2 protein-coding genes are annotated in these 17,526 nt (G+C 73.8%); both read left to right on the forward strand.

What is annotated here, in order from left to right; translation table 11 throughout:
• Window positions 1-197 precede the first annotated feature (197 nt).
• The gene (locus tag ABZV94_RS03055; protein WP_356336564.1) at window positions 198-6,674 is read left to right on the forward strand and encodes an SDR family NAD(P)-dependent oxidoreductase; all 6,477 of its coding nucleotides are present in this window, start codon (window positions 198-200) and stop codon (window positions 6,672-6,674) included.
• 139 nt (window positions 6,675-6,813) lie between these two features.
• On the forward strand, window positions 6,814-17,493 hold the full coding sequence (locus tag ABZV94_RS03060; protein WP_356336566.1) for a type I polyketide synthase: 10,680 nt from the start codon (window positions 6,814-6,816) through the stop codon (window positions 17,491-17,493).
• Window positions 17,494-17,526: the final 33 nt, after the last annotated feature.

The raw sequence follows: 17,526 nt of genomic DNA on the forward strand, positions 1-17,526 counted from the left end.
GGGGGTTGCGCTGGGGGCGGCCGGGGGGGGGGGGGGGGCGCGGTCCCGGGCGGGGGGGGGGGGGCCGGGGCCCGGCGCGCGCGCGCGGCCGCCCCTGGGGGGGGGCGGCGCGCCCCACCCCCCGCTTCGACCCGGACGGCACGGTCCTCGTCACCGGCGGCACCGGCGGGCTCGGCGCCCTGTTCGCCCGCCACCTGGTGACCGGGCACGGCGTACGGCACCTGCTGCTGAGCAGCCGCCGGGGCCCCGCCGCGCCCGGAGCGACCGAACTGGCCGCGGAACTGACCGCGCTCGGCGCCGAGGTGACCGTCACCGCGGCCGACGTCGGCGACCGGGACGCCGTCGCGGCCCTGGTCTCCTCCGTCCCGGCCGAGCACCCGCTGACCGCCGTCGTGCACGCGGCCGGCGTCCTGGACGACGCGACCGTGGAGTCGCTGACCGAGGCACAGCTGGACGCCGTGCTGCGGCCCAAGGCGGACGCCGCCCGGCACCTCCACGAACTGACCCGCGACCTGGACCTGACGGCCTTCGTGCTGTTCTCGTCCGTGTCCGGTCTCACCGGCACCGCGGGCCAGGCCAACTACGCGGCGGCGAACACCTACCTGGACGCGCTCGCCCAGCACCGCGCGGCACAGGGCCTTCCCGCCACTTCGCTGGCCTGGGGCCTGTGGGACGCCACGCACGGCATGGGAGCGTCCCTCACCGACGCCGACCTCGCCCGCTGGGCGCGCGCCGGCATGACCCCGCTCACCCCGGAGGAGGGCCGCGCGCTGTTCGACCTGGCGCTGGCCGGCGACGAGCCGCTGCTGGCACCCGTGGCCCTGGACCCGAGCAGGCTCGCGGTCGACGGGGCGGCACCGGTCCCGGCGCTGTACCGCGGCCTGGTGCGCCCGCGTCCGCGCCGCGCCGCGCAGGCCGGTCCGTCCGGCGGCGCCGGCTCCGACTGGGCACGGCAGATCGCCAGGCTGCCGGAGGACAAGCGGGGCGACGCGGTGCTGACCCTGGTGCGGGCCACCGTGGCCTCGGTGCTCGGCCACCCGGACGCCGCGGCCGTGGACCCGGCGCGTGCCTTCAACGACCTCGGCTTCGACTCGATGGCCGGTGTCGACCTGCGCAACCGGCTCACCGCCGCCACCGGTCTGCGGCTGCCCACCACGGCGGTCTTCGACCACCCGACACCGAACGCGCTCGCCGCGTACCTGCTGACCGAGGCGGTGTCCACCCAGGCCCCCGCGGACCGGGACCGGCGCGAGCGCGCCGGGACCCTCACCGACGAGCCGATCGCGATCGTCGGCATGGCGTGCCGGTACCCGGGCGGTGTGTCCTCGCCCGAGGACCTGTGGGAGCTGGTCGCCAACGGGGTCGACGCCATCAGCGAGTTCCCGTCCAACCGGGGCTGGGACATCGAGAAGCTGTACGACCCGGACCCCAACCGGGTGGGCACGTCGTACGTCCGCGAGGGCGGCTTCCTGCACGACGCGGACCTCTTCGACCGGGAGTTCTTCGGCATGTCGCCGCGCGAGGCGACCGCCACCGACCCCCAGCAGCGCCTCCTGCTGGAGACCGCCTGGGAGACCTTCGAGAGCGCGGGCATCGACCCGGCCGCACTGCGCGGCAGCGAGACCGGTGTGTTCACCGGCGCCATGTACGACGACTACGCCTCGCGCCTGGAGGGCACCCCCGAAGAGTTCGAGGGCTTCCTGCTCGCGGGCAACCTCTCCAGCGTCCTGTCCGGCCGCCTGTCGTACACGTACGGTCTGGAGGGCCCGGCCGTCACGGTCGACACGGCGTGCTCCTCCTCCCTCGTCGCCATGCACATGGCCGTCAACGCCCTGCGCAACGGCGAGTGCGACCTCGCGCTGGCGGGCGGTGTCACGGTCATGAACAGCCCCACCACCTTCGTGGAGTTCTCCCGCCAGCGCGGCCTGTCCGCCGACGGCCGCTGCAAGTCCTTCTCCGACGACGCCGACGGCACCGGCTGGTCCGAGGGCGTCGGCCTCCTCCTCGTCGAGCGGCTCTCCGACGCGCGGAAGAACGGCCACCGCGTCCTGGCGGTGATCCGGGGTACGGCGGTGAACCAGGACGGCGCCAGCAACGGCCTGACCGCACCCAACGGCCCCTCCCAGGAACGCGTCATCCTTGCCGCGCTGGCGAACGCCGGCCTGCGCCCGAGCGACGTGGACGCCGTGGAGGCGCACGGCACCGGCACCCGCCTCGGCGACCCCATCGAGGCGCAGGCACTGCTCGCCACCTACGGCCAGGAGCGGCCGGACGGGCGCCCGCTGTATCTGGGCTCGCTCAAGTCGAACATCGGCCACTCACAGGCAGCCGCCGGCGTCGGCGGCGTCATCAAAATGATCCAGGCCATGCACCACGGGACACTCCCGCGAACACTGCACGCCGAGAAACCCTCCAGCCACGTCGACTGGGACGCCGGTGCCGTCCACCTGCTGACCGAGGCACGGCAATGGCCCACGACCGACGGCCGGCCCCGCCGCGCCGGCGTCTCCTCCTTCGGCATCAGCGGCACCAACGCCCACGTCATCATCGAGGAACCCCCGGCCGAGCCGCGCCCGGCCGGGACGTCCGGTGCGCCCGCCCGCGTCCTGCCGTGGATCCTCACCGGCAAGACCGAGAAGTCACTGCGCGACCAGGCCGAGCGCCTGCGCCGGTTCGTCGAGGCGAAGCCCGGGCTGGAGGCGGCCGACGTCGCCTACTCGCTGGCCACCGGGCGCGCCCTGCTCGACGAGGGCGTCGCCGTCCTGGGCGACAGCCGCGAGACGCTCCTGGAAAGGCTGGCCGCGTTCGCCGGTTCGGCCGACGGCCGGCAGGTCCCCGGCGTGGTGCGCACCCGTACCGCCCACCCCGGCAAGACCGCCTTCCTGTTCACCGGACAGGGCGCCCAACGGCTCGGCATGGGCCGCGAGCTGTACGAGACCAACGCGGTGTTCGCCGAGGCGCTGGACCAGGTGTGCGCCCGCCTGGACCGGGAGCTGGCCCGTCCGGTGAAAGGGGTGCTGTTCGCCCCGGAGACGTCCGCCGACGCCGCGCTGATCGACCAGACGGCCTTCACCCAGGCCGCGCTCTTCGCGGTCGAAGTCGCCCTGTACCGCCTGTTCGAGCACTACGGTGTGCGGCCGGACTACCTGCTCGGCCACTCCCTCGGCGAGGTCACCGCCGCCCATCTGGCCGGCGTGCTCGACCTCGACGACGCCTGTGTCCTGGTCGCGGAGCGCGGGCGCCTGATGCAGGCCGCCCGCGAGGGCGGTGCGATGGCCTCGATCCAGGCCGCGGAGGACGAGGTCCGTGCCTCCCTGCTCCCCCACGGCGAGGAGCGCGTCTCCGTCGCCGCGGCCAACGGCCCGCGCGCCACGGTGATCTCCGGTGACGAGGACGTCGTCACCGAGGTCATGGAGGACTGGCGGGCCAAGGACGCCAGGGTCAGGCTGCTGGCCGTCTCGCACGCCTTCCACTCCGCGCACATGGACGAGGTCCTCGACGAATTCCGCGACACCATCGCGGACCTGACCTTCAGGGCCCCCGAGATCCCCGTCGTCTCCAATGTGACGGGCGTCCTCGCCACCGACGAGGAACTGACGTCACCCGACTACTGGGTCCGCCACATCCGCGGCACCGTCCGGTTCCACGACGGCGTGAGGTTCCTGCGCTCCGAGGGCGTCACCGACTACCTGGAGCTGGGCCCGGACGGCGTCCTCACCGCGCTCGCCGAGGCAAGCCTGGCCGGGGGGGCCGGCGTGCTCACCCCGGCGCTGCGGCGCGACCGGCCCGAGGCGGAGTCCGTGGCCGCGGCGCTGGCCCTGCTGCGGCTGCGCGGATCCGGACCCGACTGGGCCAAGGTCCTGCCCGGCGCGCGGAGGGTCGACCTCCCCACGTACGCCTTCCAGCGCCAGCGGTACTGGCTGGACGGCCCGGGCGCCCCGCTGGACGCCGTCGGCCTCGGCCTGACCCCCGCCCGGCACCCGCTGCTCGGCGCGGCCGTGAGCCTGGCCGACCGGGACACCCACGTCTTCACCGGGCGGCTGTCTCCGCACACCCACGGCTGGCTGGCCGAGCACGCCGTCGACGGCAACGTCCTGGTGCCGGGCACCGCTCTGGTGGAGCTGGCGACGCGGGCCGGCGAGCAGACCGGCACCGGGACACTGGACGAACTGCTGCTGTCGGTGCCGTTGGTGCTGCCTGCGCGGGGTGGGGTGCAGGTCCAGGTGGTCGTCGGTGAGGCCGATGGTGCCGGGCGCCGTGGGGTGGAGGTGTACGGGCGGCCTGAGCCGGAGGACCCGGACGGTGAGGCCGGTACGCCGGGCGAGGGCGCGTGGACGCTGCACGCGCGGGGACGCCTGGCCCCCTCGGACGCGTCCGGGGGCGAGTCGCTGACGGTGTGGCCTCCGGCCGGCGCGCGGGAGGTGCCGCTGGAGGGCGTGTACGAGCGGTTGGAGGAACTGGGCTACGCCTACGGTCCGGCGTTCCGCGGGCTGAAGCGGGCCTGGCGGGGTGAGGGCGAGATCTTCGCCGAGGTCGTCCTGCCCGAGGCACTGCGCGCCGAGGCGGGGCGCTACCTGCTGCACCCCGCACTGCTGGACGCCGCCCTCCACACACTGCTGCCCGGCGTCGTCGACGAGGCCGGCCGGGCCCGGCTCCCCTTCGCCTGGTCGGGTGTCACCCTCCACGCGGTGGGCGCCACCGCGCTGCGCGTCCGCCTGACCGTGTCCGACCAGGAGTCCGAGACCCTGGAGGCGTCGCTGACGGTGGCCGACGGTACGGGCGCCTCGGTGGCGTCCGTGGACGGCCTGACGTTGCGTCCGTTGTCGCAGGAGGCGCTGCGGGGAGCGGCGGCCCGGGGCGGCCGGGACGGGTTGTTCGCGGTTCGGTGGAAGACCGTGGCGGACAATGGCACGGCCTCGGTCTCGGCACCGGACACTGACTCCGTCTCGGTGTCGGACAGGGTCGAGGTGCTGGAAGTCGTCTCCGCCGGACGGTCCGCACCCCAGGTCCTGCACGAGACCCTGCACCAGCTACAGCACTTCCTGACCGACGAGACCAACACGGACCGCACCCTCCTCGTGATCACCCGAGGCGCCGTCGCGGTAACCGGGGAGGACATCACCGACCTTCCCGCCGCCGGCGTGACCGGCCTGATCCGAGTAGCACAGACCGAACACCCCGGCCGGATCGTCCTGGCAGACCTGGAACCAGGAACCGAACCCGACCCCCAGAAGATCCTCGCCACCGGCGAACCACAATTGGCCCTGCGCGCCGGCGTCACCCACGTCCCCCGCCTCAGCCGCACCACCCACGAACCCGACACCACCCCCACCCCCCGCTGGGACCAGGGCACCGTCCTGATCACCGGAGCCACCGGAACACTGGGCACCGTACTGGCCCGGCACCTCGTGACCACCCACGGCGCACGCAACCTGCTGCTCGTCTCACGACGCGGCCCCCACGCACCGGGCGCCACCGAACTCCGCGACGAACTCCACGCACTGGGCGCCGACGTCACCCTCGCCGCCTGCGACGTCACCGACAGGGAAGCCGTCGCCGCCCTGCTGGCCACCATCCCCACCGACCGGCCCCTGAAAGCCGTCGTCCACACCGCGGGCGTCCTGGACGACACCGTCGTCACCGCCCTCACCCCCGAACGCCTGGACACAGTCCTGAGGCCCAAGACCGACGCCGCGTGGAACCTGCACGAAGCCACCCTCGGCGAGCAGCTCGACGCGTTCGTCCTCTACTCCTCGATCGCGGGCCTGATCGGCAACGCCGGCCAGGCCAACTACGCGGCGGCCAACACCTACCTGGACGCCCTCGCCCAGCACCGCGCGGCCCTCGGACTGCCCGGCGTGTCCCTCGCCTGGGGCCTGTGGAACCAGACCAGCACCATCAGCGGCGACCTGAACGAGACGGACCTGCGCCGCCTGGCCCGCATCGGCCTCGAACCGCTGGCCACGGACAAGGCGATGGAGCTGTTCGACGCCGCCCTCGCGGAAACCGAACCGCTCCTCGCCGTCAGCGGACTCGACCTGGCCGCGCTGCGCAGGGCGGGTGACGCCCTGCCTCCGCTGCTGCGCGATCTGGCCCCGGTGGGCCGCCGCCGCACGGCCGCCTCGGCCGGTCGGTCCGGTGGCCAGGACGCGGGCCCCTCGCTGGCCGAGCGCCTGGGCGCCCTGTCCCCCGAGGAACGCGAACAGGCCCTGACCGACCTCGTGCGCACCCAGGTCGCCGCGGTCCTCGGACACGCCGACGCCGCAGCCGTCGACGCCCAACGGGCCTTCCAGGACCTGGGCTTCGACTCACTGACCGCGGTCGAACTGCGCAACCAGCTCAACCACGCCACCGGACTCCGGCTGCCCACCACCCTGGTCTTCGACCACCCCAACCCCGCCGCCCTCGCCGCACACCTGCACGGGCAGCTCAGGGTGGAGACGGCGTCGCCCGCCGACTCGGTGGTCGTGGAGCTCGGCCGGCTCAGGGCCGCCGTCCAGTCGGCCGCCGCCGATCCCGAGGCCTACGAAAGCGTCGCCGGGCAGCTGCGCGAGCTGCTGGACGTCGCCGAGCGCGCGAGCGGCCGCGTGCCCGCCGACGAGGTACCGGCGGCCGACGACCTGGACAACGCGAGCGACGAGGAGCTGTTCGCGCTCCTCGACGACCTGAACTGACCGGGCGACCGCTCACGGAGCCGACGAGGGGGTCGGCTCCGGGGCGGTTTCGCGCGCCCGGCGTGCCACCGCCGCGGCACACCACCGCACGATCCACCAGACCAAGCACGAGCCACCTGACGACGGGGAGCTGAGATCAGTGGCGAACGAGCAGGAACTCCGCGAATACCTCAAGAAGGCCATCGCCGACGCGCGCGACGCGCGCAGGCAGCTGCGCGAGACCGAGGACAGGGCACGGGAGCCGATCGCGATCGTCGGCATGGCGTGCCGGTACCCGGGGGGTGTGTCCTCTCCCGAGGACCTGTGGGAGCTGGTCGCCAACGGGGTCGACGCCATCAGCGAGTTCCCGTCCAACCGGGGCTGGGACATCGAGAAGCTGTACGACCCGGACCCCGAGCGGCCGGGGACGTCGTACGTCCGCGAGGGCGGCTTCCTGCACGACGCGGACCTCTTCGACCGGGAGTTCTTCGGCATGTCGCCCCGGGAGGCGACCGCCATCGACCCGCAGCAGCGGCTGCTGCTGGAGACCGCCTGGGAGACCTTCGAGAGCGCGGGGATCCTGCCGGCCGGGCTGCGCGGCAGCCGCACCGGCGTCTTCACCGGTGCGATGTACAACGACTACGGCTCCCGGCCCCACCTGCCCGCCGAGGGCAACGAGGGCTACCTCTTCAGCGGCAGCGCCGGCTCCATCGCCTCGGGCCGCATGGCGTACACCTTCGGTCTGGAGGGCCCGGCCGTCACGGTCGACACCGCCTGCTCCTCCTCGCTCGTCGCCCTGCACATGGCCGTCAACGCCCTGCGCAACGGCGAGTGCGACCTCGCGCTCGCGGGCGGCGTGGCCGTCATGTCGACCCCGACGGCGTTCGTGGAGTTCTCCCGGCTGCGCGGCCTGTCCACCGACGGCCGCTGCAAGTCCTTCTCCGACGACGCCGACGGCACCGGCTGGTCCGAAGGCGTCGGCCTCCTCCTCGTCGAACGACTCTCCGACGCGCGGAAGAACGGCCACCGCGTCCTGGCCGTCATCCGGGGTACGGCCGTCAACCAGGACGGCGCCAGCAACGGTTTGACCGCACCCAACGGCCCCTCCCAGGAACGCGTCATCCTTGCCGCGCTGGCGAACGCCGGACTGCGCCCGAGCGACGTGGACGCCGTGGAGGCGCACGGCACGGGCACCCGCCTCGGCGACCCCATCGAGGCCCAGGCACTGCTCGCCACCTACGGCCAAGAGCGGCCGGACGGGCGCCCGCTGTATCTGGGCTCGCTCAAGTCGAACATCGGCCACTCACAGGCAGCCGCCGGCGTCGGCGGCGTCATCAAGATGATCCAGGCCATGCACCACGGGATGCTGCCGCGGACGCTGCACGTGGAGAAGCCGTCCAGCCATGTCGACTGGGACGCGGGTGCGGTGGAGCTGCTGACGGAGGCGCGGGAGTGGCCGGCGGTCGAGGACCGGCCGCGCCGCGCGGGCGTCTCGTCCTTCGGTTTCGGTGGGACGAACGCCCACGTCATCATCGAGGAACCGCCGGCCACCACCGAGGAGCGGGACGCCACCGAGCATGCCGCGCTGCCGGTGATCCCCTGGGTGTTGTCGGGCAGGAGCGTGCAGGCGCTGCGCGACCAGGCGGCGCGGCTGGTGTCGCATCTGGAGGCCCACCTGGGCCTGTCCCCGCAGGACGTCGCCAGGTCGCTGGCGACGGAGCGGGCGGCGTTCGAGCACCGCGCCGTCGTGACCGGCGCCGACCGCGACGAACTCCTCGACGGCGTGCGGCAGTTGGCACAGGGCGATGGTGTGCAGCCGTCCCAGGTCACCCGCCCGAGCGGGACAGCGTTCCTCTTCACCGGTCAAGGCGCGCAACGCCTCGGCATGGGCCGACAGCTCTACGCGGCCTTCCCCGCATACGCCACCGCGTTCGACGAGGTCGTCGCCGCGCTCGACCCCCACCTGCCCCGCCCGCTCAGCGACGTCATCGCCACCGGCGAGGACCTCGACCGCACCGAATACACCCAGCCCGCACTCTTCGCCGTCGAAGTCGCGCTGTTCCGGCTTCTCCAGTCCTGGGGCATCACCCCCGACCACGTCGCCGGCCACTCCATCGGGGAACTCGCCGCCGCCCACGCCGCAGGCGTCCTCTCACTCGACGACGCCGCACGACTCGTCGCCGCACGAGGACGACTCATGCAGACCGCCCCCGAGGGCGGCACCATGGCCGCCCTCCAGGCCGACGAGGACGAAGTCACCGCCACCCTCACCGACACACCCGGGACGATCGCGATCGCGGCAGTGAACTCACCACGGTCCACCGTCATCTCCGGCGACACCCAGGCCGTCGAACACCAGATGACCCACTGGCGCCGACAGGGCCGCAAAACCGTACGCCTGACCGTCTCCCACGCCTTCCACTCCCCCCACATGGACACCGTCCTCGACGAGTTCCGCCAGATCGCCGCCACCCTCACCTACCACCCACCCCGCATCCCCCTGATATCCACCCTCACCGGACGCCCCACCACCCCCGACGAACTCGCCAACCCCCACTACTGGGCCGACCAGATCCGCCACACCGTACGCTTCACCGACGCACTCACCACCCTGCGCGAAGCCGGAGTAGGCGTCTTCCTGGAAATCGGCCCCGACGCCGTCCTCACCGCCCTCACCCAGGACACCATCGAAGACGCCACCGCCATCCCCCTCCTGCGCCGCGACCACGACGAGACCCGGACCCTGGTCTCCGGCATCGCCCAGGCCTACGCCACAGGCGTGCCGGTCGACTGGTCGGCCTACCTGCGTCCCGCGACCACGGCCCCGGCACCCCTGCCCACCTACGCCTTCCAGCGCGAGCGCTACTGGCTCGACCCCGTCGACGCCCCCGCCGACGCCGAAGGACTGGGCCTGAAGGCCGTCGGACACCCCATCCTGGGCGCCTCGCTGGGACTGGCCACCCGGGACGAGTACGTGCTGACCAGCCGTATCTCGCTGCGCACCCATCCCTGGCTGGCCGACCACGCGGTCCTCGGCACCACGTTGCTGCCCGGCACCGCGTTCGTCGAACTCTGTGCGCGCGCGGGCGAGCAGACCGGCGCCCCCCGTGTGGAGGACCTGACCCTGTCGGTGCCGTTGGTGCTGCCTGCGCGGGGTGGGGTGCAGGTCCAGGTGGTCGTCGGCGAGGCCGACGGTGCCGGGCGCCGCGGGGTGGAGGTGTACGGGCGGCCCGAGCCGGAGGACCCGGACGGTGAGGCCGGTACGCCGGGCGAGGACGCGTGGACGCTGCACGCCCGGGGACGCCTGGCCCCCTCGGACGCGTCCGGGGGCGAGTCGCTGACGGTGTGGCCTCCGGCCGGCGCGCGGGAGGTGCCGCTGGAGGGCGTGTACGAGCGCTTGGAGGAGCTGGGCTACGCCTACGGTCCGGCGTTCCGCGGGCTGAAGCGGGCCTGGCGGGGCGAGGGCGAGATCTTCGCCGAGGTCGTCCTGCCCGAGGCACTGCGCGCCGAGGCAGGGCGCTACCTGCTGCACCCCGCACTGCTGGACGCCGCCCTCCACACACTGCTGCCCGGCGTGGTGGACCCGGACCGGGAGGCCCTCGTGCCCTTCGGCTGGGAGGGCGTCACGATCCACGCGGTGGGCTCCGCAACGGTCCGGGTCCGCTTCTCCCTCGACGCCTCCGGCTCGGTCGGACTGGCGGTGGCGGACGGCACGGGTGCTCCGGTGGCGTCCGTCGCTTCGCTGGTGCTGCGTCCGTTGTCGCAGGAGGCGCTGCGGGGGGCGGCGGCCCGGAGCGGCCGGGACGGGTTGTTCGCGGTGCGGTGGAAGACCGTGGCGGACAATGGCACGGCCTCGGTCTCGGCACCGGACACTGACTCCGTCTCGGTGTCGGACAGGGTCGAGGTGCTGGAAGTCGTCTCCGCCGGACGGTCCGCACCCCAGGTCCTGCACGAGACCCTGCATCAGATACAGCACTTCCTGACCGACGAGACCAACACGGACCGCACCCTCCTCGTGATCACCCGAGGCGCCGTCGCGGTAGCCGGAGAGGACATCGCCGACCTTGCCGCCGCCGGCGTGACCGGCCTGATCCGAGTAGCACAAACCGAACACCCCGGCCGGATCGTCCTGGCAGACCTGGAACCAGGAACCGAACCCGACACCCACAAGATCCTCGCCACCGGCGAACCCCAACTCGCCCAACGCGCCGGCACCATCCACGTCCCCCGCCTCAGCCGCACCACCCACGAACCCGACACCACCCCCACCCCCCGCTGGGACCAGGGCACCGTCCTGATCACCGGAGCCACCGGAACACTCGGCACCGTACTGGCCCGGCACCTCGTGACCACACACGGGGCACGCAACCTGCTGCTCGTCTCACGACGCGGCCCCCACGCACCAGGCGCCACCGAACTCCGCGACGAACTCCACGCACTCGGAGCCGACGTCACCCTCGCCGCCTGCGACGTCTCCGACAGGGAAGCGGTCGCCGCCCTGCTGGCCACCATCCCCACCGACCGACCCCTGAAAGCCGTCGTCCACACCGCGGGCGTACTGGACGACACCGTCGTCACCGCCCTCACCCCCGAACGCCTGGACACCGTCCTGGCGGCGAAGGCGGAGGCGGCCCTGCATCTGCACGAGCTGACGCGGAACCTGGAACTCGACGCGTTCGTCCTCTACTCCTCGATCGCGGGCCTGATCGGCAACGCCGGCCAGGCCAACTACGCGGCGGCCAACACCTACCTGGACGCCCTCGCCCAGCACCGCGCGGCCCTCGGACTGCCCGGCGTGTCCCTCGCCTGGGGCCTGTGGAACCAGACCAGCACCATCAGCGGCGACCTGAACGAGACGGACCTCCAGCGCATCAAGCGCCTGGGGCTGCTGCCGCTCGGCGCGGACGAGGCGATGGAGCTGTTCGACGCCGCCCTGGCGGGGACCGAGCCGGTCCTCGCGGTGAGCCGTATCGACGCGGCGGCGCTGCGCGCACGGCACGAGGCACCGAGTCCGCTCCTGCGCGCCCTGGTCCCGGTCGGTCCGCGGCGCGCGAACGACGCGCGCGACGCAGTCGCCTCCTCGCCGGCCGAGCGCTTGGGCGCTCTGTCCCCGGAGGAGCGCGCACAGGCCCTGCTCGACCTCGTGCGCACCCAGGTCGCCGCGGTCCTCGGACACGCCGACGCCGCAGCCGTCGACGCCCAACGCGCCTTCCAGGACCTGGGCTTCGACTCACTGACCGCGGTCGAACTGCGCAACCAGCTCAACCACGCCACCGGACTCCGGCTGCCCACCACCCTGGTCTTCGACCACCCCAACCCCGCCGCCCTCGCCGCACACCTGGCCTCCGAGCTGTTCGGCGAGGAGGTCTCCGGGGCGGTCGCGGTCACCGCCGACTCCGCCTCCATGGAGCCGATCGCGATCGTCGGTATGGCGTGCCGGTACCCGGGCGGTGTGTCCTCTCCCGAGGACCTGTGGGAGCTGGTCGCCAACGGGGTCGACGCCATCAGCGAGTTCCCGTCCAACCGGGGCTGGGACATCGACAAGCTGTACGACCCGGACCCCGACCGGGTGGGCACGTCGTACGTCCGCCAGGGCGGCTTCCTGCACGACGCGGACCTCTTCGACCGGGAGTTCTTCGGCATGTCGCCCCGGGAGGCGACCGCCACCGACCCCCAGCAGCGCCTCCTGCTGGAGACCGCCTGGGAGACGCTGGAGAACGCGGGCATCGTCCCGGCCGAGCTGCGCGGCAGCCGCACCGGTGTCTTCACCGGTGTGATGTACCACGACTACGCCACCGCCACCGGGTCCGTCCCGGCGGAACTGGAGGGCTATCTCGCCGCGGGCAGCGCGGGCAGCGTCGCCTCCGGCCGGCTGTCGTACACCTTCGGTTTCGAGGGTCCGGCGATCACGGTCGACACCGCCTGCTCGTCCTCACTGGTGGCCCTGCACATGGCCGCGAGCGCGCTGCGCAACGGCGAGTGCGACCTGGCCCTCGCCGGCGGTGCCACGGTCATGGCCACACCCGCCACCTTCGTGGAGTTCTCCCGCCAGCGCGGCCTGTCCACCGACGGCCGCTGCAAGTCCTTCTCCGACGACGCCGACGGCACCGGCTGGTCCGAAGGCGTCGGCCTCCTCCTCGTCGAACGACTCTCCGACGCCCGCAAGAACGGCCACCGGGTGCTGGCGGTGATCCGGGGTACGGCCGTCAACCAGGACGGCGCCAGCAACGGCCTGACCGCACCCAACGGCCCCTCCCAGGAACGCGTCATCCGACAGGCCCTCGCCAACGCCGGCCTGCACCCCAGCGACGTGGACGCCGTCGAAGCACACGGCACCGGCACCCGCCTCGGCGACCCCATCGAGGCCCAGGCACTGCTCGCCACCTACGGACGCGACCGGACCACCGAACACCCCCTCTACCTCGGCTCACTCAAATCGAACATCGGCCACTCACAAGCAGCCGCCGGCGTCGGCGGCGTCATCAAGATGATCCAGGCCATGCACCACAGGGTGCTCCCGCGGACACTGCACGTGGAGAAGCCGTCCAGCCACGTCGACTGGGACGCCGGTGCCGTCCACCTGCTGACCGAGGCACGGCAATGGCCCACGACCGACGGCCGGCCCCGCCGCGCCGGCGTCTCCTCCTTCGGCATCAGCGGCACCAACGCCCACGTCATCATCGAGGAACCCCCGGCGGCCACCGAGGAGCAGGAGGCGACCGAGCGCACCGAACTGCCGTTCATTCCCTGGGCGTTGTCGGGCAAGAGCGTGCGGGCGCTGCGCGACCAGGCGGCGCGGCTGGTGGCGCACCTGGAAGACCACCCCGAGCTGGCGGCCCAGGACGTCGCTCTCACGCTGGCGACGGGGCGGGCGGCGTTCGAGCACCGGGCCGTGGTGACCGGCGCCGACCGCGAGGAACTCGTCCAAGCCGTACGCGCGTTGGCACAGGGTGATGGTGTCCAGCCGTCCCAGGCCACCCGCCCGAGCGGGACCGCGTTCCTCTTCACCGGTCAAGGCGCGCAACGCCTCGGCATGGGCCGACAGCTCTACGCGGCCTTCCCGACGTTCGCCACCGCATTCGACGAGGTCGCCGCAGCACTCGACCCCCACCTGCCCCGCCCCCTCAGCGAGGTCATCACCACCGGCAAGGACCTCGACCGCACCGAATACACCCAGCCCGCACTCTTCGCCGTCGAAGTCGCGCTGTTCCGGCTCCTCCAGACCTGGGGCATCACCCCCGACTACGTCACCGGCCACTCCATCGGCGAACTCGCCGCCGCCCACGCCGCAGGTGTGTTCTCACTGGACGACGCCGCACGACTGGTCGCCGCACGGGGACGGCTGATGCAGACCGCCCCCGAGGGCGGCGCCATGGCCGCCATCCAGGCGGGCGAGGACGAGGTCACCGCCTCCCTCCTCCCGCACGGCGCCCAGCGTGTGGCCGTCGCCGCCGTCAACGGTCCGCGGGCCACGGTGATCTCCGGTGACGAGGACGTCGTCACCGAGGTCATCGAGGACTGGCGGGCCAAGGGCGCCAGGGTCAGGCTCCTGACCGTCTCCCACGCTTTCCACTCCCCCCACATGGACACCGTCCTCGACGAGTTCCGCCAAGTCGCCGCCACCCTCACCTACCACCCACCCCGCATCCCCCTGGTGTCGACGCTCACCGGACGCCTCACCACCGCCGACGAACTCGCCAACCCCCACTACTGGGCCGACCAGATCCGCGGCGCCGTACGGTTCGCCGACGCACTCACCACCCTGCGCGAAGCCGGAGTAGGCGTCTTCCTGGAAATCGGCCCGGACGCCGTCCTGACCGCCCTCGCCCGGGACACCGTCGAAGACGCCACCGCCATCCCCCTGCTGCGCCGCGACCACGACGAGACCCGGACCCTGGTCTCGGGCATCGCCCAGGCCTACGCCACAGGCGTGCCGGTCGACTGGTCGGCCTACCTGCGTCCGGCGACCACGGCCCCGGCACCCCTGCCCACCTACGCCTTCCAGCGCGAGCGCTACTGGCTGGAGCGCAAGGACGCCGTCCCGGGCGGCGAGGGGCTCGGACGGGATGCGCTCGGTCATCCCCTGCTTGCCGCCAAGGTCGAACCGGCGGGCGGTGAGGAGGTGTTGTTCACCGGCCGGATCTCCGTCGGGACACTTCCGTGGCTGGAGGCGCACACCGTCCTGGACGCCCCCGTCCTGCCCGCCGCCGCGCTCGTGGACCTCGTCGTACGCGGCGGTGACGAGCTGGGCCTCGGCACGCTCGACTCCCTCACCGTGCACACCCCGCTCGTGCTCGCCCCGTTGACCGAGACCGAGATCCAGCTCGCTGTCGCCGGCACCGGCGACCCGGGCCGGCGTGCCTTCACCCTGTACGCCCGGCCGGCCGACGAGGGCGCTCGCTGGACCGCGTACGCGGACGGCACCCTGGCCGCCGCCGCCCAGCCGGTGGATCCCGCCGGTGACGACAGCGGTACGGAAGTGGCGCTCGCCGACGAGCTGCTGCCGGACGCCGTCCGCTACGGACTGCACCCGGAGCTGCTGGAGGCGGCCCTTCGTGCGGCGGAGCGGGCCGGCGCGGTCTCCCCGGCCGGGCCGGGCTCCGTGCTCGTCCCCGCCGAGTGGCACGGTGTGCGGCTGCACGCGAGCGGTGCCACGGTCGTCCGTGTCCAGTGGCGGGCCGTCGACGAGCGCACCGTGGCCGTCCGGCTGACCGACGCCGCCGGCGAACCGGTGCTCACCGTGGGCCGGCTGGTCTTCCGGGAGGTGCCGTACGAGCGGTTCGCCGCCGCCGGCAGGGCGGCCCTGCCGCTGTACCGCACGGAGTGGGGCACCGCCGAGCTGCCGGCGGCCGAGACCCCACTGCGCTGGGCCGTCGTGGGCCCGGACGAGGGCGAGGGCACCGGCACCGCCTACTCGACCCTCTCCGAGGCGGCGGAGGCCATCGCGGCGGGTGCTCTCGTCGACGGCCTGCGCGTGCGGGCTCACGGCGAGTCGGGCACCGACGTGCTCGACGCCCTGCACCGGCGCACCCGTGACGCCCTCTCCTTGGTGCAGGCGTATCTGGCCGACGAGCGGCTCGGGAACGTCCCGCTGGCCGTGGTCACCCGCGGTGCCGTCGCCGTCGGCGCCGAGGAGGTCACCGACCTGGCCGGTGCCGCGGTCCGGGGCCTGCTGCGTTCGGCGCAGGCCGAGGCGCCCGGCCGGATCTTCCTCCTCGACCAGGAGCGGCCGGCGGGTGGCGAGGGCGCGCCGGAGGAGCTCGACGCGCTGCTGTCGGCGGTCGTCGCCGCGGGCGAGCCGGAGGCCGCCGTACGCGACGCCGGGATCCGCGTGCCGCGCCTGCGCCGCAGCGGTTCCGCCGCGCCGGCCGTCCCCGCTCCCTACGCCGACCCGTCCGTCCCCGCTCGGCACGCTGCCGACCCGGCCGTCCCCGCTCGATCCGCCACCGACCCGTCGTCCGTCTCCGGCTTCGCCCGGTCCCCCGAGGGGACGGTTCTGATCACCGGCGGTACCGGGGCGCTCGGCGCTCTGGTGGCCCGCCGTCTGGTGGCCGAGCACGGCGTACGGCGCCTGCTCCTGCTCAGCCGCGAGGGCACGGCCGCCCCGGGCGCCGAGACCCTGGTCAAGGAGCTGGCCGAGGCGGGTGCCGCGGTCACCGTCACGGCCTGCGACGCCGGCGACCGTGCCGCGCTCGCGGCCGTCCTGGACGGCATCCCCGCCGAGCACCCCCTCACCGCGGTGGTCCACACGGCGGGCGTCCTCGACAACGGGCTGATCGCCGACCTGACCGGACCGAACCTGGCCGGGGTCCTCGCGGCCAAGGCCGACGCGGCCTGGCACCTGCACGAGCTGACACGGGACCGGGACCTGTCCGCCTTCGTCCTGTTCTCGTCGAGCGTGGGCGTCCTCGGCGGACCGGGGCAGGCCAACTACGCCGCCGCCAACGCGTTCGTCGACGCACTGGCAGGACTGCGTGCCGCGCAGGGCCTCGCGGCCACCGCGATCGGCTGGGGCCTGTGGGACCCCGCGGAGATCGGCGGCGGCATCAACGCCGGTCTCGGCGAAGCGGGCCACAAGCGCTACACCAGGGAGGGCTTCCGGCTCATCCCCGCCCAGGAGGGCCTCGGCCTGCTCGACGCGGCGGTCGCGGACGGCGCGGCCCAGCTGGTGGCCCTGCCGCTGGACCTCGCGGCACTGCGGGCGCACGGCCGGGTACCGGCCGCGCTGCGCGACCTGGTTCCCGTGCCGGGCCGGCGGGGCGCCGCGCAGGGCGCGGACGCCACGGGCACCGCGACCGACCGGGTGCCGCTGCGGGAACGGCTGGCCGCCCTGCCGGCCGGGGAGCGCGGGCCCGTGGTGCTCGACCTGGTGCGCGGCGAGGTCGCGGCGGCGCTCGGCCACGCCGGAGCCCACCAGGTCGCCGCCGAGCGGGCCTTCCAGGACCTCGGCTTCGACTCGCTGACCGCCGTCGACCTGCGCAACCGGCTGACGGCCGCCACCGGGCTGCGGCTGCCCTCGACTCTGGTCTTCGACCACCCGAACCCCGAGGCGCTCGCCGCCCACCTGCTGGGCCGGCTGGACCTGGGCGACGCGCCGGGCGGGACCTCCGCCCTGGCGGAGCTGGACCGCCTGGAGGCGGCGCTGCTCGGCGCGGACGCCCCCGACGACGAGGAGACCCGCTCCGCGGTCGCCGCCCGACTGAAGGAGTTGCTGGCCCGGATCACGGTGGCGGACACGCCCGGGGACGACGCGTCGGACGTCACCGGGTCCATCGAGGCCGCCACGGCGGACGACCTCTTCGCCTTCATCGACAACCAGCTCGGCCGTTCCGCCAACTGAACCTCGGCGGGAGCGCCCCCGTGGCGCTCCCGC

The sequence above is a fragment of the Streptomyces sp. NPDC004658 genome (assembly GCF_040609555.1).
In the GTDB taxonomy this organism is placed as follows: domain Bacteria; phylum Actinomycetota; class Actinomycetes; order Streptomycetales; family Streptomycetaceae; genus Streptomyces.